Below are 25552 nucleotides of genomic sequence, written 5' to 3'. Positions count from 1 at the left end.
AGAATGACCGCACCAAGTCCGGCGAGCAGCGAGATCATAGCGGCCGTCATGATATGGTCACGCCGAAATATTGGCGCCATCGGCTCCAGCACCGCCTCGCGCGACAAACCGACCACCACGAACAATCGATAGGGCTCGACCCGCTGCCAGGCGAATATGCGTTCGTGACCATCGACCTGGCCGGAAAGATTGAACACGCCCTGCGGTTCGGCGTCAGGCTGCAGGAATGGACGATCGGACGGCAGACGCTGACCCATGGCCTCGTCAAAGCCTCTGCTTCGCGCAATGAAGCTGCCGTCCGCAGCGACGACGGAAATGATGTCGTCGGGAGTGAGTCTGAGCGCAGCGAGACGCTCGGCGATGTGTGCGGACGATATGGACATGTTTATCGTGCCCATGAAGCCACCGTCGCCGAGAATCGGTCGATTGACGATGAAAGTCCACTCGCCACCGAGCAAACGGGACTGCACTGGCGTGCCAATCACCAGCCGATCAGGACCTACGAGGTGTTCGCGAAAATGTGGGCGGTCATTGACCCGGGTTTCGTCCGTCACGCCAATGCTGTTGTAGACGATCAAGCCATCGCGATCCGCGATCGAAAGGTGTGTCACGGCCCCCGGCGGAAAAGCGGACAGTGCCCGTTGCGCGTCCGTGTCGAAACCGGCGGGGTCACGCAACCACTCCCGCCGAAGTTGCAGCAGTGAAAGATCGATGCTGCTGATCAGCGCGTCAATCTGTCCCCCGATCGCCTCGGCCAGTTGTCGTCCCCGCTGCTCCGTCTGCTGCATCAACTTGTCGTGCATCGTGCGATGTGAACGCTCGAGTTGCAGCAGCAGAACGGCGCTGATGAGCATCACCAGGAGGGCGAGAAGCACCGTGAGGTGCGTCGAACTGGGGCGGGGCGCGGATGTCATGGCTGGCGGTTCGATGTCGGCTCAAAGGGCCGGTGGCTCACGGAGCAGTTGGTCATCGTGTCGCGTAAGTCGCCGGCTCTCAATCGATGGCGCCTTAGGTAGACTTATAAAGTGCCCCGTCGACGACTGCGAGGAGGCGGTCGAGGCTGATTGGCTTGGTTACATACTCGACGAATCCGGCCCGCTCTGCACGGGCCAAGTCCCCCGGCATGGCGTTTGCGCTAACCGCCACAACCGGAATGTACTGTGTCGACGGATTCTCACGGAGGCATTTCATCACGTCGTATCCATCGATATCGGGCAGGTTGATGTCCAGAAGGATGAGGTCGGGTGCACGCGTCTTCGCAAGCTGCAAGCCAAGACCAGGCGTCGTGGCGCTGATTACCTCGATGCCGCGGCGGCGGGCGAGCACGCGTTCGATGAGGCGCAGGTTCGCCGGGTTGTCCTCGATGCATAACACCTTTCGCATGTCAGCTGGCGTGCCGGATTCACTCTCGATGGCTTCGTTCTGCTCGGCGGCTATGCTCGTGCCCTCAGCCGGATCGCAGGCCGGAAGTCGTACCCAGAACGTGCTCCCCTTGCCAGGCGTACTGACGACGCCAATGGTGCCTCCCATGAGATGAACGAAGCGCTTGCTCAGGGCAAGGCCGATTCCGGTGCCTTCGATCGCATGTTCGTCGGCGCCGAGTCGCTCGAATGGGTTGAACAGCCGGTTCACAGCCTCCGGTGGAAGGCCAGGCCCGGTGTCGCTGATGCGAATGAGGGGAGCGCCATCCTCGTTGATACAGCTCACGGAGACCGAGCCTCCCTCCCTGTTGTACTTGATCGCGTTCGAAAGGAGGTTGAGCAGTACCTGCTTGAGACGTACCCGATCCGCACGCAGGTGCACAGAGCACTCGAGCTCATGCGCCATCAGGGTAATGGCGTGTGATTGCGCCAGCGGGCGGATCAGCACCAGACATTCAGAGAGCAGGGGAGCGAGCTGCACTGGCTCGAGGCTGAGCGTCATCTTTCCCGACTCGATGCGCGACAGATCGAGCACTTCGTTGATGAGTTCAAGCAGATGGCGACCCGCGTGCAGGATTTCGCGCACGCTGTCGATCTGTTCTTCGTCCCGAATGTCGTGTTCCAGCAACTGTCCGAAGCCGATGATGGCATTCAACGGGGTGCGCAGCTCATGGCTCATGCGCGAGAGAAAATCACTTTTCGCGTTATTGGAACGTTCGGCCTCTGCCAGGGCACGGCTGAGCTCCGCAGTGCGGGTAGCGACACGCTCCTCCAGTTCGCGATGGAGCTCGGTCATTGCCCTCGATGCCGCCTTGCGCCCGGAGATGTCGCGCACGATGACCTGCATGCCGGTTTCGTCTTCATCGCTGTACGGAGCAGCGGATACCTCGACGTCGATGACGCTGCCATCCAGCCTTAGATAGCGTTGCTCGGTCGGGGGTACCGCGCGGCGCTCGATGGTCAGATGACGTATGCGGTCGTGGACTGAGGCATGATCATCCGGGTGAATGCGATCGATGCAGGGCATGCCGATCAGCTCGGCGGGGTCACGTGCACCGAACAGTCGCAGTGCGGCCTGATTGACGTAGCTGAATACGCCGCCCTGGTTGATAAAAATTGCGTCGGGGGAGCAGTCGACGAGATTTCGGTAGCGTTGCTCGCTTCGCATCAGCGCTGATTCGGCCTCCTTGCGATCCCCGATGTCGCGCATGATCGTCGAGAGGTACAGCTCACCGCTGTCATCACGATGCGCGACGATGACCTGTGAAACAGGGTGCTCCTTGCCGTCGGCATCGAGAAGGGCTGTCTCGGCTTGCCACACGCCTTCGCGGATGGCTGTCGGGATGCCTTGGGCGATGATCAGGCGGGCGGCCCATTCGGGGTGAAGCCGAGAGATCGCGTCTTCCAAAGGCGCGCTCGGGGAGTCGTAGCCGACTATTTTGCGGCCTGCCTGGTTGATGAAGATCGCTTTGCCGTCCGGGGTGGCGATACCCACGAAATCGGGGCTGGCTTCGAGAATCCTTGCCAGGCGATCGCGTTCGTTTCTCGTTTGGCGCAAGCGCGCAATTTCGGCCTTCAGGGCCGCGATTTCGGCTCGCAACGCTGCATCGTCGCCGCCCGACCCTTGTGCAGGATCGAGAGCACGCCGGGTTGGGGCATGCCCCGGGTCGCTGTCGGATTGTGGATCTGTCATGCGCGTCTGCCCACTGGTTGTCGTCTTGCGCTGCCGTCGCCGAATGGTGAGGATCGAGCGCTGTGTCGAGATGGTCGGTGAGGACTGGCCCGGCCATTTCTTCTGCGTACGGGCCTTGCAGCGTCATGCCTGATCAGCATGATCAAGTCGTTCGTCGTCAGGCAGATGCGTGTCGAGGACCTCGTTGAATCGCGTGATGTCTATCGGTTTGGTCAGGTAGTCCGAGAAACCGGCTCGCAAGCCGCGCTGAATGTCGCGCCGCATTGCATTTGCGGTAATCGCCACCACCGGTATGTGCTTCGTTCTCGCGTCGGCTTGCAGCACCCCCATGACCTGGTAGCCATTCAGCTCCGGCATGTTGATGTCAAGCAGGATCAAGGCCGGAAGTCTCGCGCGCGCGAGTTCGAGGCCGAGCTCCGGCGAATGGGCGGTGACGAGGTCGATGTCTGGGCGACGGCCGAGGATGTTTGTGACCAGTCTGAGGTTGGCCGGGTTGTCTTCGATGTAGAGGATCAGATGACGGGCGCGTTGTGGTGTCTCGCTCATATGCGTCGGGCCCGGCGCCGCATCCGGTGGGGTGGGGTCGTCGGTGTCCAGTGTTGCTTGAGGCAATTCAATCCAGAACCGGCTGCCCATTCCCGCCGTGCTCTCGAATCCCACGCTGCCGCCCATCATCTCGACGATGCGACGGGTCAGCGTCAGACCGATGCCGGTGCCTTCGATATCCGTGTGTTCGGCGTCAAGGCGATTGAACGGCTGGAACAGTTGTCCCTGTTTTTCAAGGGGAATGCCAGGGCCTGTATCAACGATTTCGATGCGCAGCATCGATGGCGCTCCGACCTGCACCTGCAGCCGTACCTCACCACTGGGACGGTTGTACTTGATGGCATTGGACAGAAGGTTGAGCAGAGCCTGCTTGAGGCGGGTGCGGTCGGCACGGATGGCGAGATCGCGGTAGCCTTCGGCGTGCAGGGTGATTTCGCGCTTGTCGGCAATCACCTGCACCAATCCTATGCATTCGGTGACAAGAGGTGCGAGCCTGACCGGTTCAATCGAAAGGTCGATCCGCCCGGATTCGACCTTGGCAAGATCGAGCACCTCGTTGATCAGCTCGAGAAGGTGTCGCCCCGCGCGGAGGATCTCGTGGACGTTGTCCTGCTGCTCCTCAGGCAATGAGTCATCGCACTCGAGCAACTGGCCGAACCCGAGAATGGAGTTCATCGGAGTGCGCAGTTCATGGCTCATGCTGGACAGGAACTCGGATTTGGCCCGGTTTGCCCGCTCGGCCTCCTCGTAGGCGGCGCTCAGACGCTCGTTGATGGCGCTCAGGTCATCCTGAATCCTGCGCAGCTCGGAAACATCCGTCCAGATTCCCACCGATGCGACAATGTGCCCGTCCTCGTCCTGGAGGAGTGAGGGTGTATTGATGCAATGAACCGTGCTTCCGTCAGCCTTGCGCAGTGCCAGTTCATAGGGCGTGGTAAAACCGTTGCGTCTGCGCGCGAGCTCTGCCTGCATGAGTTCCCTGTTTTCGGCGTCGACGAAGTCGTAGACGCTATGACCGATGACTTCGTCCCGAGCACGACCAAGGATGCGACACATTGCGGGATTCAGGTCCGTCGTGATGCCGTCGAGGTCTATGAACCAGAAACCCTGCTGCGTCGTGTTGAGAATCGTCGAAAGCAGGTGCTCCCGTTTCGCGAGTGCGAGTTCCAGTTGTTTGCGGTCGTTTATGTCCTGCACGATCCCGAACGTCTTGAGAGCCTTGCCCTCGCCGTCGCGGATGACCGCGCCGCGCTCGAGAAGCCAGCGCACCGTACCATCGGGCCATACCGTCCGGTGTTCGACTTCGAACGGTCGGTTGTCCTGCACGCTGGACTTGATCGCGGCCAGGACGAGATCCCGCTCATCCTCCGGGATGGTCTTTACGAATTCGTCTAGGGTGGGGGTATCCGTCGGATCGCGTCCGAGCAATGGCGCCATGCGTTCGCTCCAGAACAGTTCCCCGGTGCGCACGTTCCATTCCCAGGTGCCGATGTTCGCGGCGATTTGGCCGAGACGCAGACGTTCCTGATGGCGGTGTGCAAGTGCCTCGGCTTCTGCGCGATGCAAAGCGCTGCTGACCAGATTTGCGACCGTACCGATAAAGCCTATTTCACTTTCCGCCCACGGTGCGACTCGGTTTACCGCATCGCACCTGAGGAAGCCGAAGGTCTTGCCGCTCTTGCGCAGCGCGAAAGCAAAGAGCGCGACGATTCCTTTCGCCTCGAACATCGCTCGCTCGCTCGCTGCCTCGAGTGGCAGGTCGGCCACCGAGTCGATGTTGACCAGATCGTCGGTGGAGATCCGCGACCACCACCAGGGGGCAGCGGAAACGGGTATTTCCTGGACCGCGTCGCGTTCGGATGACACCCCGTCGGCATGCCACTCGTGTGTGTTGCTCATCCGAACGCCGTCGCTGGACAGCAGAAAGAGGTAGGCGCGGTCTGCTGCTACGAATTCACCGCAACGCTGGAGTACGTGCTCTATTGCCTGATCCAGGCTCGCCTCGGACGCGTCGAGCAACGTTGCAGCGCAGTCGGCGATGAGATTTTCCACAATCCGCTGGCGTGAGATGAGCTCGGAGCCCGAAATGCAGGCCACCGCGGGGGATTCCTGGTCGGTCGGCACGAATGCCACGGCGTAACCGGCGCTTCGAAGCACCGCCTCAAGCCGTTGTGCGGCGTCAGTGTCGGCACAGGCGATGCGAACCAGACTCATGCGTGTGTTCCAGCATTATTTCGTCTCGGAAAAGGGGAACCTGGCGTCCGGGTGTTCCTATCGTCGGAGTACTCTTCATCCGGTTCGGCAAAGCGCGTCCGGATCTCGAGGATCTCGGGCAGTCTTTCCATGAAAACGTCGACCAGAGCGGGGTCGAAATGCTTGCCACGATTGTCCTTGATGTAGGCCACCGCGTCCTCGATCGACCACGCAGGCTTGTACGGCCGGCGTGACGTCAGCGCGTCGAAGACATCGGCCAACGCGGCGATACGGGCGGAGAGCGGAATTGCCTCGCCCGACAACCCTCCGGGATAGCCTGAGCCGTCCCATCTCTCGTGATGGCTGCCGGCAATCTCCCTCGCCATGCACATCAGCGCGGAGTCGTCGCCTTCAAGCAGTTGGACCCCGATGGATGCGTGCTTCTTCATCACCTCCCATTCGTGAGGTTCGAAACGGCCGGGTTTCAGCAGAATGCTGTCGGCGATGCCGATCTTGCCTATGTCGTGCATCGGACTGGCATGCAGAATGAGTTCGCATTGCATCTCGTCCCACCCTATGCTGCGGGCGAGCAGCTCGCACGTATGGCTCATGCGCAGAATGTGGTTGCCGGTCTCCTCGTCACGGTACTCGGCGGCCCTGCCCAGCCGCTGCACGACCTGCAGTCGAGTGCGCTGCAACTCGTCTGTGCGCACACGTACCATCTCCTCGAGCATGTCCTTGCGGTCGTGCACCATCCGATGGGCAAGGTGCGCATCCAGCAGATTGCGCACCCGCATCAGCAGTTCGTTGCGGTCGAAAGGTTTGGTGATGTAGTCGCGTGCGCCGGCGGCGAGTGCCCGAAGGAGGAAGGCCCGATCATGCTGGGCGGTGAGAATGATGATAGGGGGTAGCAGCGGGTCGTCAAGATCCTTCAACTGCTTCATGACCTCGTAGCCGTCCAGGTGAGGCATGTTGATATCGAGCAGAATCAGGTCCGGTGGGGCCGCGAGGTACGCGGGCAACACTTGGCGCGGATCAATGAAGCTTGCCAGATCCCGGTAACCCTGACCTCCGAGCATGCGTTCAAGCAATTTGAGGTTGGCCGGTTCGTCATCGACGATGAAGATCCGTTCCTTTCCGGTGTATGCGTTTTCCATGCTCGTTCTCCCTCGGAGCATGATCGCACCATCGATCGACCATCTCGAGATACCGTTCAGTGAATCCGGCTGTCTTGGTACTCAAACGCTGTGAAACTTTTTGGCTGCAGATGCGGTATTTGGAAACTCGGTCAATGCCGCAAAAGCCATAATAATTGATGTGCCGGTTGTTTCCTCACAGCCCTGTCGAGACGTGACAAGTAGTAACGATCCTTGCTCCATTGAATGATGTCAAGTGTCGCTCCGCACACCCCGTTAGATCTCGGCGAAGCGTTCAGCAGAGCGTCGCGTCGGTGACCGGTCCGCACAGGGGGCGCCGCTGCAACAATGCACTGAACTCGTTGGGGACTTCGCAATCTGAACGCCCATGCCGCGCTTGTATAAATGGATTCTTGGCGTCCTGGTCGCGACCTTGATGACTGGTTGCGGTGTTCGCTACGCCTATAGCCAACTGGACTGGCTGGTGCCACGCTATGTGCGTGATTACGTGACGCTCGATCGGGTGCAGAGAGCGGAGCTCGATGCGAGACTTGCCGAGCGTCTGCAATGGCATTGTGCGAGCGAGTTGCCCGCTTACTCGAGCTTTCTTCGCGAACTCGACAGGAGCCTGCTGAACGGTGGGGTGGATGGTGAGGAACTGGTCATGTTCGTGACACAGGCCGAGTCCTTGTGGTTCAACCTCGTGGTTGCGCTTGCCCCGGACGTCAGTGATTTGCTCGCGACACTCGATGCCGACCAGATCGTGGAGCTGGCCCAGGCTTTTGAAAAGCGAAATGGCAAGGCGCGGAGCGAGTATCTGGAGCCGGATGAGGCCGAGCGTCAGGCGCAGAGAGTCGAGCGAATGGAGCGACGCTTGAGACCGTGGCTCGGGCGAATGAATGCGGCCCAGAGCGAAGAACTGGGGCGATGGAGCGCATCTCTTTTGCCGACGACAGAGGCGTGGCTGGAAAACCGCATGGTGTGGCAGTCGCGTTTGCTTGCCCTGTTGCAGGAAGAACGCGATCCCGGGGTATTCCGTAAGAGCGTGACCGAGCTGTTGGTTGCGCCAGATGCGGGCTGGCCCGAGGACTATCGTGCAGCCGTCGAAAGCAATAGAGACGCGACCCTGGCGCTGTTCGTTCGTCTGTTTGAGCTGGCCGATGAACCGCAGCGTGAGCGCTTGTCGCGACGTCTGACCTCGTTCGCCGGTCAGTTCGATCGCCTCGCTTGCGCTTCCACGGATAGCTCAAGAGGCTGATTCGGCTTTCTCGGGCAGGCGGCAGCAGCGCCTCTTGCGATTGGCGCCGCATGGTCGGCGCCATGGGCAACACTGGTCTCAGGTTCAGCCCTGGCTTTCCTGGATGATCTGGTCACCTGCACTGGGCCAGGCGTTGAGCACGGCGGCGACAAGAGTCGCCAGCGGAATGGCGAAGAACACGCCCCACAAGCCCCAGATGCCGCCGAAGATCAGGACCGCAGCGATGATGGCGACTGGATGGAGGTTGACCACCTCGGAGAGCAGCAAAGGTGCGAGCAGGTTGCCGTCCAGAAACTGGATCACCGCATAGGCCCCGAGTACATACCAGAACCCGGGTGTCAGACCGAACTCGAAATAGGCCACTGCGGCCACCGGAACCGTGACCACGGCCGCGCCAACATAAGGCACGACCACCGAAAGCCCGGTCGCGAGCGACAACAGCATTGCATAGGGGAGGCCGAGCAGGCTGTAGGCGGCGTAGCTTACCGCCCATACGATCAGGATCTCGATGAACTTGCCGCGCACATAGTTGCCGATGCCGGCGTTTACATCTGCCCAGACGCTGTTCACGAGGCTCCGCTCGCGGGGCAGGAAGAGCAGAAACCAGGCGACGATCTTGTCCTTGTCCTTGAGCATGAAAAAGACCAGTAAGGGCACCAGTACCAGATAGACGAGCACCGTCATGAGCTGCACTGCCGAGGTCAGCGACAGCACCACAAGCTGCTGGCCGAGACTGGTGAGGTTCTGTCGGATCGATCCGAGCAGGTCGTTGACCTGTTGCTCGGAAAAAATCTGTGGATAACGCTCCGGCAGCTGCAAGAGTATTGCTTGAGCCTGTGTCGCGATCGCAGGGAGCTCGCGCGCCAGCTGGCCGAGCTGGCCGGCAAGCAAGGGGAGCAGCAGCAGGATCATCGCGACGAAGAGTGACAGGAAGAGGCTGAAGACCAGCACCACGGCGATGGAACGCGGCACCTTGCGGCGCTCCAGAACGCGAACCGCCCCTTCGAGCAGGTAGGCGATGATTACGCTGGCGAGCAGCGGTGCGAGCAGTCTGCCGGCAATCAGGATCACCGCGAGCCCGGTCAACAGCACGATCGCAAGAATCACCACTTGCGGGTTTGAAAAGTGTCGGTCGAACCAGGCGCGAAGGAAATCGATCATGTGGTGTGCTCGCAGGGCGTCGGCGCAGAATGCGGCACGCGATCGCATGATTCTATACGGCATGCGGACTTGGCGTGAAGCTTGCACGTCCCGACTGCGCCGGGTTTGCTATGCTCTCAGGATCGTTGAATGCCTGAGCTTCGAACCATGACGAATGCCGATCGCTACCCTTCCGCAAACGCTTTGCAGGCTGTTGTGCTCTGCGGGGGGTCGGGTACCCGCTTGTGGCCGCTCTCGCGCGAGCACTATCCGAAACAACTGCTCCAGCTTACCGGGGATCGCACCATGTTGCAGGACACGGTGCTCAGGCTGGAAGGCTTTGCGGGCGGGGTTGAGCTGGTCGATGAGCCCATCGTCGTGTGCAATGAGGAGTACCGGTTCATCACCGCGGAGCAACTGCGTGAGATCGCTCGACCCAGTTCGCGCCTGATCCTCGAGCCGGCGGGGCGCAATACCGCGCCTGCCTTGACACTTGCGGCTTTGCTGGCGGTGCGGGACGGTGATCCCTTGTTGCTGGTGATGCCTGCCGATCACGTCATAGGCGATCGCCAGGCTTTTCTCGAAGCTGTTGCGCGGGCGATCGGGGCAGCGAATGAGGGTGATATCGTCACCTTCGGTATCGTGCCCGAGCGAGCCGAGACCGGCTACGGCTATATTCGTCATGGTGCGGCGGCGCCGGATGGCAGTTGCGCAGTGGAAGCCTTCGTCGAGAAACCGGATTCGGCCACTGCGCAATCCTATGTCGACAGCGGCGACTACCTGTGGAACAGCGGACTGTTTCTGATGCGTGCCTCGGTCTGGATCGAGGCGATCAGGCATTTCCAGCCTGCCATGCATGACGCGTGTGCCCGGGCCCTGGCGGGCGCGCAGCGTGATGTCGACTTTGTTCGCGTGGGCCGCGAGGATTTCATGTCGTGTCCCTCGGACTCCATCGATTATGCGGTCATGGAACCGCTGGCCGCCCGGGGCGGCCTGTCTGCATCGCTGCGAGTCGTGCCAATGCAGGCCCGGTGGTCGGACGTGGGTGCCTGGGACGCCTTGTGGTCGCTGGCGGTGAAAGACGAGAATGGAAACGCCGCGCGTGGGAACGTGGTGTTTGAGGCTTCGCGCGACAATCTGGTGCAGGCCTCGAGCCGCCTGGTTGCCTGTGTCGGCGTGCGCGACCTGGTCGTAGTGGAAACCCCGGATGCGGTGATGGTGGCAGACCGCGGTCACACCCAGGACGTCAAGAAGGTTGTCGAGCGGTTGCGGCAGTCTGATGCGCCGCAGGTTTCGGTGCATCGCAAGGTCCACCGCCCCTGGGGCTATTACGACTCAATTGACGGCGGCGAACGGTTCCAGGTCAAGCGCATCGTCGTTCGTCCCGGGGCTTCGTTGAGCCTGCAGATGCACCACCACCGGGCCGAGCATTGGATCGTGGTGAGGGGGACTGCGCGAGTGAGCAGGGGCGACGAGGTTTTTTTGCTGTCCGAGAACCAGTCGACCTACATCCCCTTAGGTACCACCCACCGCCTCGAAAACCCGGGCAAGGTCGATCTGGAAATGATCGAGGTTCAGTCCGGGTCGTACCTCGGAGAGGATGACATCGTCCGCTTCGAAGACGACTACGGACGCGGCTGAAGCGGCTGGCCCGCCCGATGGCGGGCGTTTCCGATTACCAGAGCTGCCACCAGGGCTTTCTTGCATCCGGGCCACCGGCAAACCAGACACTGTCGGGAAAGTTCATGCGCATGACGCGCTCGGCGTCGTCGCGCAACTCTTCCATGCCCAGCGCGTCGTAGCTGCTTACCAGCAGGAAAAGTGCCTCCTCGATCGCCGGCGTGTCCGGGTAGTTGCTCAAGGCAGTCTTGGCGCGGTTTATTGCGGCGACATATGCGCCACGCCGATGGTAGTAACGCGCCACGTGAACTTCGTGGGCAGCGAGTGAATTCACCAGGTAGCGCATGCGCTGCAGCGCGTCCGGGGTGTAGCGGCTGTCCGGGAAGCGCGTGACCAGTTCGTTGAACGCATCGAATGATTCCTGCGCGCCCTTCGGGTCACGTTCAGAAAGGTCCTGATTGGAGATGAATCCCATCAGACCGAGATCTTCATTGAAGGTCACGAGACCCTTCAGATAGTAGGCATAATCGACGTTCGGGTGGTCCGGATAGAGCCGGATGAAGCGGTCGGCCGCGGCGATGGCGAGCGCCGGTTCGTTCTTCTTGTAATGCGCATAGGCAACTTCGATCTGTGCCTGTTGAGCAAACCGACCGTAGGGGTAGCGCGCCTCGAGGCGTTCGTAGAGGTTGATGGCCCGCTCGTACGAGCCTTCGGTCATCGCACCTCGCGCCTCGCTGTAGATTCTCTGGGCACTCCAGCCGGCTGTTTCATCGACCTGCTCGGGCAGCAGGCCGCATCCGGCGATCAGCAGCGCGGCGAATACCGCTAAACTCCGCATGGTCAATCCAAGCATGTTATATGCGCACTCTAGTGAAAGAATCGGATCATTATAGCCCAGAGGCTTCAACGCAATCGGGCGTAGAGCAGATGATTGTGCCGCACGAATGCGCTGGCTTGCGTCTTGACCAGGCGCTTGCCCGAATGTTTCCGTCGCACTCGCGCAGCCGCTTGCAGGACTGGTTGCGTGACGGTCGTGTTCGACTCGACGGGCTGGTCGCGAACGAACCCAAGCGAAAGGTTTGGGGGGGTGAATCGCTGGCACTGGAACAGCCACCAACCCCCGAGGAGCGCGCGGAGTCAGCCGAGGACATTCCACTCGCCATCGTTTTCGAAGACGCGCATTTGCTGGTGATCGACAAGCCGGCGGGATTGGTTGTGCACCCCGGTAGCGGCAACTGGAGCGGCACGCTCCTCAACGCCTTGTTGCATCATGCGCCTGAGTTGGCCGGTGTGCCGCGAGCCGGCATCGTGCACCGCCTCGACAAGGACACCAGCGGTCTGCTCGTCGTGGCGCGCACTCTCGAGTCTCAGACGGCGTTGATCAGGCAGTTGCAGGCGCGGACTGTAAAACGCCACTACTATGCGCTGGTGATTGGCGACATGCGTAGCGGGGGAATGGTTGACGCGCCGATTGGCCGCCACCCGGTCAATCGGCTTCGGATGGCCGTTGTAGATGGCGCGCGCGAGGCACGTACGCACTACCGGGTCTGTGAGCGATTTGGCTGCGCGACCCTGGTGCAATGCATGCTGGAAACCGGGCGAACCCATCAGATAAGGGTGCACATGCAGCACCTCGGTCATCCGCTTGTCGGTGACCCGGTCTATGGCCCACGCCGTGTCGCCGATCCCAGGTTGAGCGGATTTGCGCGCCAGGCACTGCATGCGTTCAGGCTCGGCCTGCTGCATCCGGCCAGTGGGCAGGAAATGCAGTGGGAGGTGCCAATGGCCGAGGACATGGCTCAGTTGATCGTCGCGCTCGGAGGTGAGGCCGGGTATGAGCGATAAGCTGCAGTTGCTCGCGCCCCAGTGGCCAGCGCCGCCCGGGGTCTGTGTCCGGGTGACGACGCGTGCCGGCGGTGTGAGTGTTGGCCCCTACCAGGGACTGAATCTCGCGCTTCATGTTGGTGATGACCCGATCGCCGTCGCCGAGAATCGGCGCAGGCTGAATGCACTGCTGCCTTCGTCGCCGCTGTGGCTCGAACAGGTCCATGGCGTGGCAGTGGCAGACGCCGGGCATGCGGCATGCGCGCAAGAGGCTCCGGTGGCCGATGCGTCGATCACGCGTGACCCCGGCGTGGTGTGTGCGGTCATGACCGCAGACTGCCTGCCGGTGGCCTTGTCGAGCGTGGATGGGAGGATAGTCGGGGTTGCACATGCCGGCTGGCGTGGTCTGCTGGCGGGTGTGGTAGAGGCGACAATCCAGGCGATGGCCGTGCCTGCGAACGAGGTCGTTGCATGGATGGGTCCGGCGATCGGTCCGGGTGCTTTCGAGGTGGGTGACGAGGTGCGTGACGCCTTTGTTGGCGCCAGTCCAGAGCATCATTCGGCGTTTCGGGCTGCGGAGCGCCGGGGCAAGTGGTTCGCCGACCTTTTCGAACTTGCTCGGCAACGGCTGCATGCTGCAGGGGTGTCGGGCGTGTACGGCGGCGGGACATGCACCTGGCAGGATTCCGAGCGTTTCTACTCATATCGGCGGGACGGGGTCACCGGCCGTTTTGCGACTTTGATATGGTATGAGCGATAAGGAAGATCTGCCTCGGGCCTGGCTGCCGAGCGTTTGCGCTATTGCTCCCGCGTGGATTCGGCTCTATCGTTCGTATCAACGATGTCCGTCGTAGCGCGTCGCGCCGCGGCCCGACGGCGTGCCGGCGTACCGAAGATCCACAGGAAGAGGGCGAGCGGTCCCACGCCGGCAAGCAGGAATGTGAGCACGCCCCCAATCACGGTGGTATTGGAGATCGCCGTGAGAACGACGACATAGAGCCAGGCGATGGCGATGATGTACATGCCGCGGATTCTACCGGTTGCAGGCACCCGGTGAAACCGGCGCCGGCAGTCGAGTTCGCTTAACAGGAATGCCTCAGGAGGGGCCTGATGTCCGATTCGAAAGACCAAACCAGCAATTTCGGCATGGAGGGCATGATCCAGTTCGGCCAGGAGATGGCGAACAATTTTTTCGGTGCGCTGGCCCGTCAGCACGCGGCGATTCAGGACAGCGGCGGCGCTCCGGCCGAGAACCTGCCGCTGCCGGAGGCTGAGAAGCTGGCCGAGCTGCAGAAGCGCTTTGCCGAGCGTCACGGCAATCTGTGGGCGACGATGCTCAAGTCCAAGCCGGGGCAGGGTGGCGAGCCGGTAGCCTCGCCCGCGCCCGGTGATCGACGTTTCTCCGCACCTGAGTGGAGTGAGAGCCCGGTCTACGATTACGTTCGCCAAGCCTACCTGATCAACGCCGACTTTCTCGAGCAGATGTCCGAGGCGATTCCCATGTCCGATGGGCGGGCGAAGTCGCGCATCCGTTTCCTGACGCGGCAGTATCTCGACGCAATGTCGCCGTCGAACTTCGCGGCGACGAATCCTGAGTTCGTCAAGGTCGCGCTCGAAACTCAGGGCGAGAGCATCACTCGCGGCATCCAGAATCTCCTGGCTGACCTCGAGAAGGGGCGGATTTCGATGACCGACGACTCGGCGTTCGAAGTCGGGCGCAATCTTGCGCTGACGCCGGGCTCGGTAATCTTCGAGAACGAGTTGATGCAACTCATTCAGTACGCGCCGCTCACCGACAAGGTGGTGCAAAAACCGCTGCTGATCGTGCCTCCATGCATCAACAAGTTCTACATCATGGACCTGCAGCCGGAGAACTCCCTGGTTCGCTTCATCGTAGAACAGGGCGTGACCGTCTTTCTGGTGTCGTGGAAGAACCCCGGAGCGGCGGAGTCGCATTTCGGTTGGGACGATTACCTGGAGAAAGGGCCGTTGGCGGCGCTGGACGTGGTCCGTGCAGTGACCCGGGTGAAGAAGCCGAATGTGCTCGGTTTCTGCGTGGGCGGAACGATTCTGACCTCCGCGCTTGCGGTGGCCAGGGCGCGCGGCGAGGATCCGGTCGAAAGCGTCACGCTGATGACCACTTTGCTCGACTTTGCTGATGCGGGAGAACTCGGCTGTCTTGTGGATGAAGCCAGCGTGGCGGCCCGCGAAGCTTCGATAGGCAAGGGTGGGTTGCTCAAGGGGCAGGAGCTGGCGAACGTTTTTTCGGCCTTGCGCGCCAACGACCTGATCTGGCAATACGTCGTCGGCAATTACCTGAAAGGGAACAAGCCGGTCCCCTTCGATCTGCTTTACTGGAACTCGGATTCGACCAATCTGCCCGGACCGTTCCTGGCCTGGTACCTGCGAAACATGTACCTCGAGAACAATCTGCGGGTGCCTGGCCGGCTCAAAATGCTGGGTATGAAGGTTGATTTGCGCAAGGTCGATGCGCCGGCCTACTTGCTTGCGGCGCGAGAAGACCATATCGTGCCATGGAAGAGCGCCTATCATGCGCGCCCCTTGCTTGGCGGCGAGACGACCTTCGTGCTCGGCGCGAGTGGCCACATTGCCGGTGCGATCAACCCGGCATCGAAGAACAAGCGTAGTTACTGGGTGAATGATGCAGCGCCTGCCGACCCGGAAGAGTGGTTCGAGGGTGCAAGTGAGCAAAAGGGAAGCTGGTGGTTGCACTGGATCGAGTGGCTGAAAGTGCGCAGCGGCAAGCCGGTCGCGGCCCGCGGACGGCCTGGCAATACGCGGTACGCACCGATCGAACCCGCCCCCGGTCGCTATGTGAAGGAGAAGGCCTGAGTTTCAAGGCATTGGTTTTGCGACAGGCAGCGAGTACGGGGCGCGCTGTCTGATCGAATGCACTGCCCTTCGGAAAACCCTTTGGGAGAGGAGGAAACACAATGACAAGAGTTGCACTCGTTACCGGCGGCATGGGCGGCCTTGGCGAAGCGATCTGCATCAAGCTCTCGGCGCTGGGCTACAAGGTCGTGACCACGCATTCCCCGGGCAATACCAAGGCTGAGGAATGGCTCAAGAACATGCAGAACATGGGTTACGGCTTTCGGGCGTTTCCGTGTGACGTGGCCGATTTCGATTCCTGCAAGGCCTGCGTGGAACAGGTGACCCGTGAAGTCGGTCCGGTCGATGTGTTGGTCAACAATGCCGGCATCACCCGTGACATGACCTTCAAGAAGATGACCAAGGCCGACTGGGATGCGGTGGTCAGCACCAACCTCGACAGCGTGTTCAACATGACCAAGCAAGTGGTCGATGGCATGGTCGAGCGCAAGTGGGGTCGCGTCATCAACGTGTCGTCGGTCAATGGCCAGAAGGGCGCGTTCGGCCAGACCAACTACTCTGCGGCCAAGGCCGGCATGCACGGCTTCACGAAGGCCTTGGCGCTCGAGGTTGCACGTAGCGGCGTGACAGTCAACACGATCTCCCCGGGTTACATCGGTACCAAGATGGTGACCGCGATCCCGCAGGAGATTCTGGACTCCAAGATCCTGCCGCAGATCCCGGTTTCACGCCTGGGTAAACCCGAGGAGATCGCGGGCTTGGTCGCTTACCTCTCGTCCGAGGAGGCGGCGTTTGTTACCGGCGCCAACATCTCGATCAACGGTGGTCAGCATATGTTTTGAGCCGGACGGAGTCCGTGGTCCGAACAAAGGCGCCCTTCGGGGCGCTTTTTTTTGCGCCTGAGTTATTGCGACGCAACAAAAAGCTGTCGTTATGTCGTAAGATCTAACCGCTGAAGGTCCGTCTGCCTGCAGTTGCCTGTCGGCTGAGTCGTCTGTCTCAGCATTGCGCGGCGCGGAAAACCTTTGTTCAAACAACCCCTTGCAATAAGGAAAGAACGATGTCCCAGAAAGTCGCTCTCGTCACCGGCGCCATGGGCGGTCTCGGTACCGCGATTTGCCAGTCGCTGGCCCAGCAGGGTTTCAAAGTGGTCGCCAACTGCCTGCCCGGTTTTCCGCAGAAGGACGAGTGGCTCGCGCAGCAAAAGGAGCTCGGTTTCGATTTCACGCCTGCCGAAGGCGATGTTTCCGACTACGAGTCCTGTCGCGAGATGATCGCTCGCATCGAGAGCGAAGTCGGCGGCGTCGACGTCCTGGTCAACAATGCCGGTATTACCCGTGACAAGTTCTTCCCGAAAATGGAGAAGGGCCAGTGGGATGCGGTGATCAACACCAATCTGAACAGCCTGTTCAACGTTACCCATCATGTTTCTGCGAAGATGGCTGAGCGTGGCTGGGGCCGTATCATCAACATTTCCTCGGTGAATGGTGTCAAAGGTCAGGCGGGTCAAACCAACTACTCGACCGCCAAGGCCGGTGTGCTTGGATTCACCAAGGCGCTTGCAGCAGAGCTGGCGACCAAGGGCGTGACCGTCAATGCCATCGCACCTGGTTATATCGGTACCGACATGGTGATGGCGATCCGCGAGGACATCCGTCAGGGCATCATCGATACCGTGCCGATGAAGCGCCTGGGTCGTCCGGAAGAAATCGGCGGTCTGTGTGCCTATCTGGCTTCTGATCTGGCGGGTTACATCACAGGTGCCACGATCAACATCAATGGTGGCCTGCATATGTGCTGAGGCTTGCCAGCCACTCAGCATGAAGTGCGCGAGACCCCGCCAGAGAGCGGGGTTTCGCGCATGTAGTGGTTATAATTGGAGAGTTGGCGCTGTGCTCGCCACGGAGGAGATCCACGAGATGCCGGAAACGAAGAACAGACTGATCAAGAAATACCCTAACCGCCGTCTTTACGACACGCGGACCAGTTCATACATCACCCTTGCAGACGTGAAGGAACTGGTGCTCGAGCGGGAGGAATTTCAGGTCGTCGATGCGAAGAGCGGCGAGGATCTCACGCGTAGCATCCTGCTGCAGATCATTCTCGAGGAAGAGGCCGGCGGCGCGCCGATGTTTACCAGCGATCTGCTGTCGCACATGATCCGTTTCTACGGCAATGCGACGCAAGGCATGATGGGCAAGTACCTCGAGAACAATATCAAGGCCTTTACCGAGATGCAGGGCAAGCTGCAGGAACAGGCCCGGGCGATCTACGGGGAGAACAGCCCGATCAGCCAGGATCTGTGGGCCCAGTTCCTGAATTTTCAGGGGCCGGCACTGAAAAGCGTCATGGGTGCGTATGTCGAACAGAGCAAGAAGATGTTCGATCAGATGCAAGAGCAGATCGAGAGCCAGACCCGCAACATGTTCACCGGATTTCCCTTCCCCAAGTATCCGCCGCAGGATGGTAGCGAGCGTGATTCCGGATCTGCCGGCGAACCGGCGAAGAGCGGCAGCGGCAAGAAGCCCTGAGCGCTTTGCGTAAGACACATTTCCGACCCCGCTTGGGTACAAGGCCGAGCGGTATTTGATTCAATCACCGATGAGTCAGCAACCCATGCAGCACACCCCGCGTGTCGGGTTCGTTTCGCTAGGATGCCCGAAGGCGACGGTCGACTCGGAGCACATCCTGACCCGGCTGCGCGCCGAGGGTTACGAGATCTCCGGCGGCTACGACGAGGCCGACCTTGTCGTCGTCAATACCTGTGGTTTCATCGACGCCGCGGTCGAGGAGTCGCTCGACGCCATCGGCGAAGCGCTTGCCGAAAACGGAAAAGTCATCGTTACTGGCTGTCTCGGCGCAAAAGACGACGTGGTGCTTGCTGCTCACCCGCAAGTGCTCGCGGTCACCGGCCCTCATGCGACCGACGAGGTGATGCGGGCGGTTCATCTGCATCTGCCCAAGCCTCACGACCCCTTCGTCGATCTGGTGCCACCTCAGGGTGTCAGGCTGACCCCGCAGCACTATGCCTACCTGAAGATCTCCGAAGGCTGCAACCATCGCTGCAGCTTCTGCATCATTCCGTCAATGCGCGGCGACCTGGTCAGCCGTCCGATTCATGAAGTCATGAAGGAAGCCGAAGCGCTGGTCGACTCTGGCGTCAAGGAGATTCTCGTGGTGTCGCAGGACACCAGTGCCTATGGCGTCGACTTGAAGTACCGCACGGGCTTCTGGAATGGTCGTCCGGTCAAGACCCGCCTGTACGACCTGGCGCGGGCACTCGGCGAGCTCGGAGTGTGGGTAGGACTGCACTACGTGTATCCCTATCCAAGCGTGGACGACATCATCCCGCTCATGGCTGAGGGATTGATCCTGCCCTATCTGGACATTCCGTTTCAGCATGCAAGTCCGCGCATCCTCAAGGCGATGAAGCGGCCGGCGAGTTCCGAGAATGTGCTCGAGCGTATTCGCAAATGGCGTGAGATCTGTCCGGATCTGACCATACGTTCCACCTTCATCACTGGCTTCCCGGGTGAGACCGAGGCTGACTTTCAGGAATTGCTTGAGTTTCTCGCTGAAGCACAACTCGATCGTGTTGGTGCGTTTGCGTATTCTCCGGTCGAAGGCGCCACGGCGAACGCGTTGCCGGATCCGGTGCCGGACGAAGTCCGCGAGGAGCGACGCATGCGACTGATGTCGTTCCAGGAAGACATCTCGACCTGTCGGCTCGAGCGCTGGATCGATCGGGAGGTCGACGTGCTTGTCGAGGAGGTGGACGAGGAGGGTGCGCTGGCACGTTCATGCGCTGACGCGCCCGAGATCGATGGGCTCGTCGTCATCCCTGATGGCGAGCATCTGCCCGTCGGCGAGTTTGCACGGGTGCGCATCACCGATTGCGATGTGCACGACCTCTACGCCACGCCCTTAAGTTAGCCGCAGGCAATGTACGAGTCCGCCCCGATCGAGCGCAAGGACGGTTCGCCGGTCATCGGGTTGGCGCTCGGCAGCGGTGCGGCACGCGGCTGGTCGCACCTGGGTGTGTTGCGCGCGCTGGCGAACCTCGGGGTACGTGTCGACGTTGTCAGCGGTTGCTCGATCGGCGCACTCGTTGGTGCGGCACTGGCTTCCGGGCGTTCGGATCAGCTCGAATCCTGGGTGCGCGCTCTGGACTGGCAGGACGTGGTCTCCATGCTGGACGTGAGCTTTCGCGGTGGCCTGATTCGCGGTGACCGTGTGGTCCAGTACTGCGCGGAGCACTTTTTCGCCTCCGACTTTGCCAGTCTGAACCTCCCCTTTGCCTGCGTCGCCACCGAGTTGCACACTGGTCGCGAAGTGTGGCTTCGTGAAGGCAAGGTGGCCGAGGCGGTGCAGTCGTCGATTGCGCTCCCCGGATTGTTCTCGCCAGTTCTTCGAGGTGGCCGAGTTCTTGTCGATGGCGGATTGGTGAATCCGGTTCCGGTTTCGCTGTGTCGCGCACTCGGGGCCGAGATCGTCATCGCGGTGGAGCTTGGTTCCGGGGTTGTAGGGCGCGCCCGGCGGCAGAATCCCACGATGGCCGACGACGATCATGGCTGGGCGCAGCGCCTTTTCGGTGCCATCGGACTGACGAAGAGTGAGCGCGAAACCGCAGGCCAGGTGAGCGAATTGCCGTCGCTCCCGGATGTGGTGACCACCAGCATAAACATAATGCAGATGCGCATCGCCCGCAGTCGTCTGGCCGGCGAGCCGGCTGATGTCGTGATCTCACCGCGCGTGGCGCATCTGAACATGATGGAATTCGATCGTGCGAACGAAGCCATTGAAGAAGGCGAGGCTGCGGTGGAGCGCAGCAGTGCGCTGTTGCAACAGGCGCTGGAGTTGACGTGAGCGAGACTGGCGGGCGAAGCCTAATTGAAGCTCTTGTCGCAGTTGTCGGCCACAATCGCGTGTTGTCATCTGCGGATGAGATGGCGCCTTATCTCACCGACTGGCGTGGTCGATATACCGGAGACGCATTGGCGGTGGTCTTCCCGGACGACACCGTTCAGGTCGCCGAGGTGGTGAGCGTTTGCGCGCGAGCTGGCGTCTCGATCGTACCTCAGGGTGGCAACACCGGCTTGTGCGGCGGCGCGACGCCGCTCGCGCGAGCCCGCGCGGTCGTCATCAACCTGAGCCGGATGGCGCGTGTCCGTGCGCTCGACGCCGAAAACAATACCGTCACGGTGGAAGCAGGTTGTACCCTCGCGTCGATTCAGGAAATCGCCGAGGGCATTGACCGCTTTTTTCCCTTGTCGCTCGCATCCGAGGGAAGCTGTCAGGTGGGCGGAAACCTTTCCACCAACGCTGGTGGGGTCCAGGTGCTGCGATACGGCAATATGCGGGACCTTGTGCTGGGCCTCGAGGTTGTGTTGCCCGACGGTCAGGTCTGGAACGGTCTTCGGGCACTGCGCAAGGACAATACCGGCTACGATCTCAAACACTTGTTCATCGGCGCCGAAGGTACGCTCGGTATCATCACGGCGGCAGTGCTCAAGCTATTTCCGCGCCCCAGGGCGAGATCCACTGCCTGGGTTGCGGTGTCTGGTCCGACCGCGGCGGTAGGCCTGCTGAAAGCCCTCAAATCGACCTGCGGCGACCGTGTTACCGCGTTCGAAATCATGGGGCGCCCGGCGTTGGAGCTCGTCTTCAAGCACATCCCCGGTGCGCGTCCGCCCATCGACCCCTTGCCGGCATGGTCGGTCCTGGTCGAGCTGAGTGACACCGTGCAACAGGAGGGCCTGTCAGCGCTGCTGGAGCGGGCGCTTGCAGATGCCTTGGAGACTGGTGCGGTCAGCGACGCAGTCGTCGCGGCTTCACTCTCGCAAACCAAGGCCCTGTGGTCGCTGCGCGAGAACATCTCGGAAGCCCAACGGATCGAAGGGGTCAGCATCAAACATGATGTATCCGTGCCGGTCAGTCGAGTTCCGGATTTCATCGAGCGGGCGGGCCAACTGCTCGAGGCGCGCTGGCCGGATGTCCGGATCGTGGTTTTCGGCCACATTGGTGACGGTAATCTGCACTACAATCTTTCGCGTACCGACGCGATCGACAATCAGGCCTTCATCGGGCTGACGCCTGAGATCAATCGCGTGGTTCATGATCTGGTGAACTCGCTTGACGGTTCGATCTCGGCCGAGCATGGTCTGGGCCAGCTCAAGAGAGACGAAATTACCCGTTACAAGAGTGGCTTGGAGCTTGACCTGATGCGTGCGCTCAAGCGGACATTCGACCCGAATGGAATCATGAATCCCGGCAAGGTGCTTTGAGCCCGTTTTTTAACGCCAATGGGGTTTACAGCCGCAATAGTGGAACCTATAATGCGCGCTCTTTCGCCGTCGGGGGTATAGCTCAGCTGGGAGAGCGCTTGCATGGCATGCAAGAGGTCAGCGGTTCGATCCCGCTTACCTCCACCAAACGAAAGACTAGGTCCCCATCGTCTAGAGGCCTAGGACATCGCCCTTTCACGGCGGTAACCGGGGTTCGAATCCCCGTGGGGACGCCAGATTCTGGTGGTCCGAGAAATCGGGCCAGGTCGCGAAAGCGACAGAGAAGTACATGGAGTGGTAGTTCAGTTGGTTAGAATACCGGCCTGTCACGCCGGGGGTCGCGGGTTCGAGTCCCGTCCACTCCGCCAGCATTACCGCAGTGCCCGGCACTGCTTGCAGTAGGTGGTCAGCATCGCTATAATGCGCAGCTTCGTTGGGGGTATAGCTCAGCTGGGAGAGCGCTTGCATGGCATGCAAGAGGTCAGCGGTTCGATCCCGCTTACCTCCACCACAGGAAATTCGGTAACACTAGGTCCCCATCGTCTAGAGGCCTAGGACATCGCCCTTTCACGGCGGTAACCGGGGTTCGAATCCCCGTGGGGACGCCAGCTTTCAGCGGCACGACTTATGGTGCCGTGTCGTTCAGGCGACATATGCAGTACTTGGAGTGGTAGTTCAGTTGGTTAGAATACCGGCCTGTCACGCCGGGGGTCGCGGGTTCGAGTCCCGTCCACTCCGCCAGCTTACAAGAAAAGGGAGTCTCCATCGGGAGACTCCCTTTTTTCTTGTGCGTACGGCGCTTCGCTGTGCGGAAGGCGGCTATTTGCGCTGGCCTCATCGCTTTCCTTTGCGGTAGAGTACTATCCATACGCTGCGGTATGGATAGTACGCTCAGTGCCGTTGCGTGAATTCGCGAACGCAATTGAGGGAGATAGAGCATGGAAATTCGTAAGGTCGGTGTGGTCGGTGCTGGCACGATGGGCAATGGCATTGCCCAGGCGTTTTCGGTGGCAGGTTTCGACGTGGTGATGACCGATGTCGCCGATGCCGCGCTCGAGAGAGGTGTCAAGACAATTGCAGGCAGCCTCGACCGCCTGATCAAGAAGGAAAAGATGACCGAGGCCGACAAGGGCGTCGTACTTGGCCGCATTGTCACCAGCACCGCGATCGGTGCGTTGGCCGAAGTGGATCTTGTCATCGAGGCGGCCACGGAAAACCTTGATCTGAAGCTTAAGATCTTCGATCAGCTGGATTCGACGATGCGCCCGGATGCGATCATTGCAACCAACACTTCGTCCATTTCGGTCACCAAGCTGGCAGCAGCCACCGGGCGTCCGGACAAGGTCGTCGGCATGCATTTCTTCAACCCGGTGCCGATGATGGCGCTCGTGGAGCTGATTCGCGGGCTACAGACCTCGGAGGAAACCTATCAGGCGGTCGAGAACGTCTCGCACGCGGTCGGAAAGACACCGGTGCAGGTCCGTAACAGCCCGGGCTTTGTAGTGAACCGCATGCTGTGCCCGATGATCAACGAGGCGGTTTTTGCCCTTGGAGAAGGGCTTGCTACAGCCGCGGAGATCGATGAGGCGATGAAGCTTGGCTGCAATCACCCGATCGGTCCTCTGGCGCTTTGCGATCTGATTGGCCTCGATGTCGAGCTCGCGGTGATGCAGGTGTTGTTTGAGGGGTTCAAGGACCCGAAATACCGTCCGGCGCCTTTGTTGGTGGAGATGGTCGAGGCAGGTTATCTAGGACGTAAGACTGGCAAGGGATTCTTCGACTACAGCTGAGCTCAGGCCTGCGTGAACGAGAAAGGGCGCCGTGTGGCGCCCTTTCTATTGTGCAACCGGAACCGCGTTGCTCAGCCCCTTCGCATTGCGTCGTAGAACTCTCCGTTGTTCTTGGTCGCGCGGATCTTGTCGAGCAGGAATTCCATCGCGTCCAGATCGTCCATGCCGTACAGCAGCTTGCGCAGCACCCAGACTTTCTGGAGGATTTCCGGTTTCATCAGCAGCTCTTCACGGCGAGTACCGGAGCGATTGACGTTGATCGCGGGATAGACCCGCTTCTCGGCCATCTTGCGCTCGAGATGCAGCTCCATGTTGCCGGTGCCCTTGAACTCCTCGTAGATCACGTCATCCATGCGGCTACCCGTGTCGATCAGCGCGGTGGCGATGATCGTCAGGCTGCCGCCTTCCTCGATGTTGCGGGCTGCGCCGAAGAAACGCTTGGGTTTCTGCAAGGCATTGGCGTCCACGCCGCCGGTCAGCACCTTGCCCGATGCGGGCACGATGGTGTTGTAGGCACGGGCCAGACGAGTCAGCGAATCCAGGAGGATAACGACGTCGCGTTTGTGCTCGGTCAGGCGCTTGGCTTTCTCGATTACCATTTCTGCGACCTGCACGTGACGGGCCGCTGGTTCGTCGAAGGTCGATGCGACCACTTCGCCGCGCACCGAGCGTTGCATCTCGGTGACCTCTTCCGGGCGCTCGTCGATCAACAGGACGATGACGATCACGTCGGGGTGGTTGGAGGTGATTGCGTGTGCGATGTGCTGCAGCATCACGGTCTTGCCGCTCTTCGGCGGGGAGACGATGAGGCCGCGCTGCCCTTTGCCTATCGGCGCGATCATGTCGATGACACGACCGGTGATGTTCTCCTCTCCGCGCATGTCGCGCTCCAGGCGCAGACACTCGTTTGGATGCAGCGGGGTCAGGTTCTCGAACAGGATCTTGTGCTTACAGTTCTCGGGAACCTCGCCATTGATCTTGTCGAGCTTGACCATCGCGAAGTAACGCTCGCCGTCCTTCGGGGTGCGAATCTCGCCCTCGATGGTGTCGCCGGTGTGAAGGTTGAAGCGTCGGATTTGCGACGGCGACACGTAGATGTCGTCAGTGCCGGCAAGATACGAAGTGTCGGGCGAACGCAGGAAACCGAAGCCGTCCGGCAGAACCTCCAGGGCGCCGTCACCGTAGATCGGCTCGCCCTTCTTCGCGCGATTCTTGAGCAGCGCAAACACGAGCTCCTGTTTCTTGAGGCGGTTGGCGCCCTCGATGCCTTGTTCAGTGGCCATTTCGAGCAACTGGCTGACGTGGAGGGACTTGAGCTCCGATAGATGCATGGTTTTTTCTTCGCGCACGCGCGCCGATGAGGAAGATGAAAAGTCTTCGGGAGGTGAAATACAGGGGGAGGGGAGGCGTCGCAATTCCGGGGCGCGACGCCTTGTTTGGACAGCGGGTCGAACGCCCGCCGCGCTTGTCAGAGGTTACTGTCGATGAAAGCTGTCAATTGTGACTTCGAGAGGGCGCCGACCTTGGTCGCTTCCACATTGCCGCCCTTGAAGAGCATCAGCGTCGGGATGCCACGAATACCGAATTTGGCTGGGGTTTCCTGGTTCTCGTCGATGTTGAGCTTGGCGACCTTGAGCTTGCCTGCGTACTCCTTGGCGACGTCGTCCAGAATGGGTGCGATCATTTTGCAGGGTCCGCACCATTCGGCCCAGTAGTCGACCAGAACCGGTAGCTGTTCCTGGATGACTTCGCTATCAAAATTGGCGTCAGTGACGTAATGAATGTGTTCGCTCA

General features: G+C 60.7%; 20 protein-coding genes, 6 tRNA genes and 1 pseudogene. 18 read left to right on the top strand and 9 right to left on the bottom strand.

The window, feature by feature from the left end; translation table 11 throughout:
* The 4 genes and pseudogenes from GPA21_RS10510 to GPA21_RS10495 form a co-directional block, all read right to left on the bottom strand.
* Positions 1–914: pseudogene (locus GPA21_RS10510) on the bottom strand (hypothetical protein); the annotation flags it as partial.
* A 94-nt stretch (positions 915–1008) separates the two neighbouring features.
* Positions 1009–3114 (bottom strand): hybrid sensor histidine kinase/response regulator, encoded by a 2106-nt coding sequence (locus tag GPA21_RS10505; RefSeq protein WP_168988147.1) that lies wholly within the window; start codon positions 3112–3114, stop codon positions 1009–1011.
* Between the two features lie 123 nt (positions 3115–3237).
* On the bottom strand, positions 3238–5874 hold the full coding sequence (locus GPA21_RS10500) for a hybrid sensor histidine kinase/response regulator (protein WP_168988146.1): 2637 nt from the start codon (positions 5872–5874) through the stop codon (positions 3238–3240).
* Positions 5871–7010, bottom strand: a complete 1140-nt coding sequence (locus GPA21_RS10495; RefSeq protein WP_168988145.1) for an HD-GYP domain-containing protein — start codon at positions 7008–7010, stop codon at positions 5871–5873. The genes GPA21_RS10500 and GPA21_RS10495 overlap by 4 nt, the downstream gene beginning before the upstream one ends.
* A 367-nt stretch (positions 7011–7377) precedes the next feature.
* Between GPA21_RS10495 and GPA21_RS10490 the strand changes: the two genes are divergently transcribed.
* A complete protein-coding gene (locus GPA21_RS10490; protein WP_168988144.1) occupies positions 7378–8247 on the top strand; it encodes a DUF6279 family lipoprotein in 870 nt (289 codons plus the stop codon).
* Positions 8248–8331: 84 nt separating this feature from the next.
* On the opposite strand, the gene GPA21_RS10485 is transcribed toward GPA21_RS10490, so the two are convergent.
* The gene (locus GPA21_RS10485) at positions 8332–9408 is read right to left on the bottom strand and encodes an AI-2E family transporter (RefSeq protein ID WP_168988143.1); all 1077 of its coding nucleotides are present in this window, start codon (positions 9406–9408) and stop codon (positions 8332–8334) included.
* 129 nt (positions 9409–9537) lie between these two features.
* Between GPA21_RS10485 and GPA21_RS10480 the strand changes: the two genes are divergently transcribed.
* Entirely contained in the window at positions 9538–11028 is a 1491-nt protein-coding gene (locus GPA21_RS10480; protein ID WP_281355941.1) for a mannose-1-phosphate guanylyltransferase/mannose-6-phosphate isomerase, read from the top strand.
* A gap of 34 nt (positions 11029–11062) precedes the next feature.
* Here the strand turns inward: GPA21_RS10480 and GPA21_RS10475 are convergent, their stop codons facing one another.
* Positions 11063–11845, bottom strand: coding sequence for an outer membrane protein assembly factor BamD (locus GPA21_RS10475; RefSeq protein ID WP_168988148.1), 783 nt, complete (start codon positions 11843–11845; stop codon positions 11063–11065).
* A gap of 89 nt (positions 11846–11934) precedes the next feature.
* On the opposite strand from GPA21_RS10475, the gene rluD reads away from it, so the two are divergent.
* Positions 11935–12852, top strand: coding sequence for a 23S rRNA pseudouridine(1911/1915/1917) synthase RluD (gene rluD / locus GPA21_RS10470; protein ID WP_246261895.1), 918 nt, complete (start codon positions 11935–11937; stop codon positions 12850–12852).
* Positions 12842–13591, top strand: coding sequence for a peptidoglycan editing factor PgeF (gene pgeF / locus GPA21_RS10465; protein ID WP_168988141.1), 750 nt, complete (start codon positions 12842–12844; stop codon positions 13589–13591). Before rluD ends, pgeF begins: the two co-directional genes overlap by 11 nt.
* 38 nt (positions 13592–13629) lie before the next feature.
* On the opposite strand, the gene GPA21_RS10460 is transcribed toward pgeF, so the two are convergent.
* Positions 13630–13854: a hypothetical protein gene (locus GPA21_RS10460; RefSeq protein WP_168988140.1), complete on the bottom strand. Its 225-nt coding sequence runs from the start codon at positions 13852–13854 to the stop codon at positions 13630–13632.
* Positions 13855–13941: 87 nt separating this feature from the next.
* Between GPA21_RS10460 and phaC the strand changes: the two genes are divergently transcribed.
* The 14 genes from phaC (at position 13942) to GPA21_RS10390 (ending at position 23758) form a co-directional block, all read left to right on the top strand.
* A complete protein-coding gene (phaC, locus tag GPA21_RS10455; protein WP_168988139.1) occupies positions 13942–15684 on the top strand; it encodes a class I poly(R)-hydroxyalkanoic acid synthase in 1743 nt (580 codons plus the stop codon).
* A gap of 101 nt (positions 15685–15785) precedes the next feature.
* On the top strand, positions 15786–16526 hold the full coding sequence (phbB, locus tag GPA21_RS10450) for a beta-ketoacyl-ACP reductase (protein WP_168988138.1): 741 nt from the start codon (positions 15786–15788) through the stop codon (positions 16524–16526).
* Between the two features lie 218 nt (positions 16527–16744).
* A complete protein-coding gene (gene phbB, locus GPA21_RS10445) occupies positions 16745–17485 on the top strand; it encodes a beta-ketoacyl-ACP reductase (RefSeq protein ID WP_168988137.1) in 741 nt (246 codons plus the stop codon).
* A 118-nt stretch (positions 17486–17603) separates the two neighbouring features.
* Positions 17604–18215, top strand: a complete 612-nt coding sequence (gene phaR, locus GPA21_RS10440) for a polyhydroxyalkanoate synthesis repressor PhaR (protein ID WP_168988136.1) — start codon at positions 17604–17606, stop codon at positions 18213–18215.
* A gap of 70 nt (positions 18216–18285) precedes the next feature.
* The gene (gene rimO / locus GPA21_RS10435; RefSeq protein ID WP_168988135.1) at positions 18286–19617 is read left to right on the top strand and encodes a 30S ribosomal protein S12 methylthiotransferase RimO; all 1332 of its coding nucleotides are present in this window, start codon (positions 18286–18288) and stop codon (positions 19615–19617) included.
* Positions 19618–19626: 9 nt separating this feature from the next.
* Positions 19627–20550: a patatin-like phospholipase RssA gene (gene rssA, locus GPA21_RS10430; RefSeq protein WP_168988134.1), complete on the top strand. Its 924-nt coding sequence runs from the start codon at positions 19627–19629 to the stop codon at positions 20548–20550.
* A gap of 80 nt (positions 20551–20630) precedes the next feature.
* Positions 20631–21968, top strand: coding sequence for an FAD-binding oxidoreductase (locus tag GPA21_RS10425; protein ID WP_168988133.1), 1338 nt, complete (start codon positions 20631–20633; stop codon positions 21966–21968).
* A 71-nt stretch (positions 21969–22039) separates the two neighbouring features.
* Positions 22040–22115, top strand: a tRNA-Ala gene (locus GPA21_RS10420).
* 13 nt (positions 22116–22128) lie between these two features.
* Positions 22129–22204: transfer RNA gene (locus GPA21_RS10415), tRNA-Glu, on the top strand.
* Positions 22205–22259: 55 nt separating this feature from the next.
* Positions 22260–22336: transfer RNA gene (locus GPA21_RS10410), tRNA-Asp, on the top strand.
* A gap of 67 nt (positions 22337–22403) precedes the next feature.
* Positions 22404–22479: transfer RNA gene (locus GPA21_RS10405), tRNA-Ala, on the top strand.
* 21 nt (positions 22480–22500) lie between these two features.
* Positions 22501–22576, top strand: a tRNA-Glu gene (locus GPA21_RS10400).
* A gap of 56 nt (positions 22577–22632) precedes the next feature.
* Positions 22633–22709 (top strand) — tRNA-Asp (locus tag GPA21_RS10395).
* Positions 22710–22906: 197 nt separating this feature from the next.
* Positions 22907–23758, top strand: coding sequence for a 3-hydroxybutyryl-CoA dehydrogenase (locus tag GPA21_RS10390; protein ID WP_168988132.1), 852 nt, complete (start codon positions 22907–22909; stop codon positions 23756–23758).
* 71 nt (positions 23759–23829) lie between these two features.
* Here GPA21_RS10390 and rho read toward each other — a convergent pair whose 3' ends face one another.
* Complete coding sequence (rho, locus tag GPA21_RS10385) at positions 23830–25089, bottom strand: transcription termination factor Rho (RefSeq protein ID WP_168988131.1); 1260 nt, start codon at positions 25087–25089, stop codon at positions 23830–23832.
* 137 nt (positions 25090–25226) lie between these two features.
* On the bottom strand, positions 25227–25552 hold a 326-nt coding region (gene trxA, locus GPA21_RS10380; RefSeq protein ID WP_168988130.1), incomplete at its 5' end, for a thioredoxin TrxA.

It is taken from the genome of Azoarcus taiwanensis (genome assembly GCF_012910885.1).
Classification (GTDB): Bacteria; Pseudomonadota; Gammaproteobacteria; order Burkholderiales; family Rhodocyclaceae; genus Azoarcus_F; species Azoarcus_F taiwanensis.
This window is presented reverse-complemented; position numbering and strand designations above follow the sequence as displayed.

Excerpts from the sequence above, each read along its gene's own strand:
- GPA21_RS10505 (WP_168988147.1), bottom strand. The coding sequence starts at position 3,114 with ATGACAGATCCACAATCCGACAGCGACCCGGGGCATGCCCCAACCCGG.
- GPA21_RS10500 (WP_168988146.1), bottom strand. The coding sequence starts at position 5,874 with ATGAGTCTGGTTCGCATCGCCTGTGCCGACACTGACGCCGCACAACGG.
- GPA21_RS10495 (WP_168988145.1), bottom strand. The coding sequence starts at position 7,010 with ATGGAAAACGCATACACCGGAAAGGAACGGATCTTCATCGTCGATGAC.
- GPA21_RS10490 (WP_168988144.1), top strand. The coding sequence starts at position 7,378 with ATGCCGCGCTTGTATAAATGGATTCTTGGCGTCCTGGTCGCGACCTTG.
- GPA21_RS10485 (WP_168988143.1), bottom strand. The coding sequence starts at position 9,408 with ATGATCGATTTCCTTCGCGCCTGGTTCGACCGACACTTTTCAAACCCG.
- GPA21_RS10480 (WP_281355941.1), top strand. The coding sequence starts at position 9,538 with ATGCCTGAGCTTCGAACCATGACGAATGCCGATCGCTACCCTTCCGCA.
- GPA21_RS10475 (WP_168988148.1), bottom strand. The coding sequence starts at position 11,845 with ATGCGGAGTTTAGCGGTATTCGCCGCGCTGCTGATCGCCGGATGCGGC.
- rluD (WP_246261895.1), top strand. The coding sequence starts at position 11,935 with ATGATTGTGCCGCACGAATGCGCTGGCTTGCGTCTTGACCAGGCGCTT.
- pgeF (WP_168988141.1), top strand. The coding sequence starts at position 12,842 with ATGAGCGATAAGCTGCAGTTGCTCGCGCCCCAGTGGCCAGCGCCGCCC.
- GPA21_RS10460 (WP_168988140.1), bottom strand. The coding sequence starts at position 13,854 with ATGTACATCATCGCCATCGCCTGGCTCTATGTCGTCGTTCTCACGGCG.
- phaC (WP_168988139.1), top strand. The coding sequence starts at position 13,942 with ATGTCCGATTCGAAAGACCAAACCAGCAATTTCGGCATGGAGGGCATG.
- phbB (WP_168988138.1), top strand. The coding sequence starts at position 15,786 with ATGACAAGAGTTGCACTCGTTACCGGCGGCATGGGCGGCCTTGGCGAA.
- phbB (WP_168988137.1), top strand. The coding sequence starts at position 16,745 with ATGTCCCAGAAAGTCGCTCTCGTCACCGGCGCCATGGGCGGTCTCGGT.
- phaR (WP_168988136.1), top strand. The coding sequence starts at position 17,604 with ATGCCGGAAACGAAGAACAGACTGATCAAGAAATACCCTAACCGCCGT.
- rimO (WP_168988135.1), top strand. The coding sequence starts at position 18,286 with ATGAGTCAGCAACCCATGCAGCACACCCCGCGTGTCGGGTTCGTTTCG.
- rssA (WP_168988134.1), top strand. The coding sequence starts at position 19,627 with ATGTACGAGTCCGCCCCGATCGAGCGCAAGGACGGTTCGCCGGTCATC.
- GPA21_RS10425 (WP_168988133.1), top strand. The coding sequence starts at position 20,631 with ATGGCGCCTTATCTCACCGACTGGCGTGGTCGATATACCGGAGACGCA.
- GPA21_RS10390 (WP_168988132.1), top strand. The coding sequence starts at position 22,907 with ATGGAAATTCGTAAGGTCGGTGTGGTCGGTGCTGGCACGATGGGCAAT.
- rho (WP_168988131.1), bottom strand. The coding sequence starts at position 25,089 with ATGCATCTATCGGAGCTCAAGTCCCTCCACGTCAGCCAGTTGCTCGAA.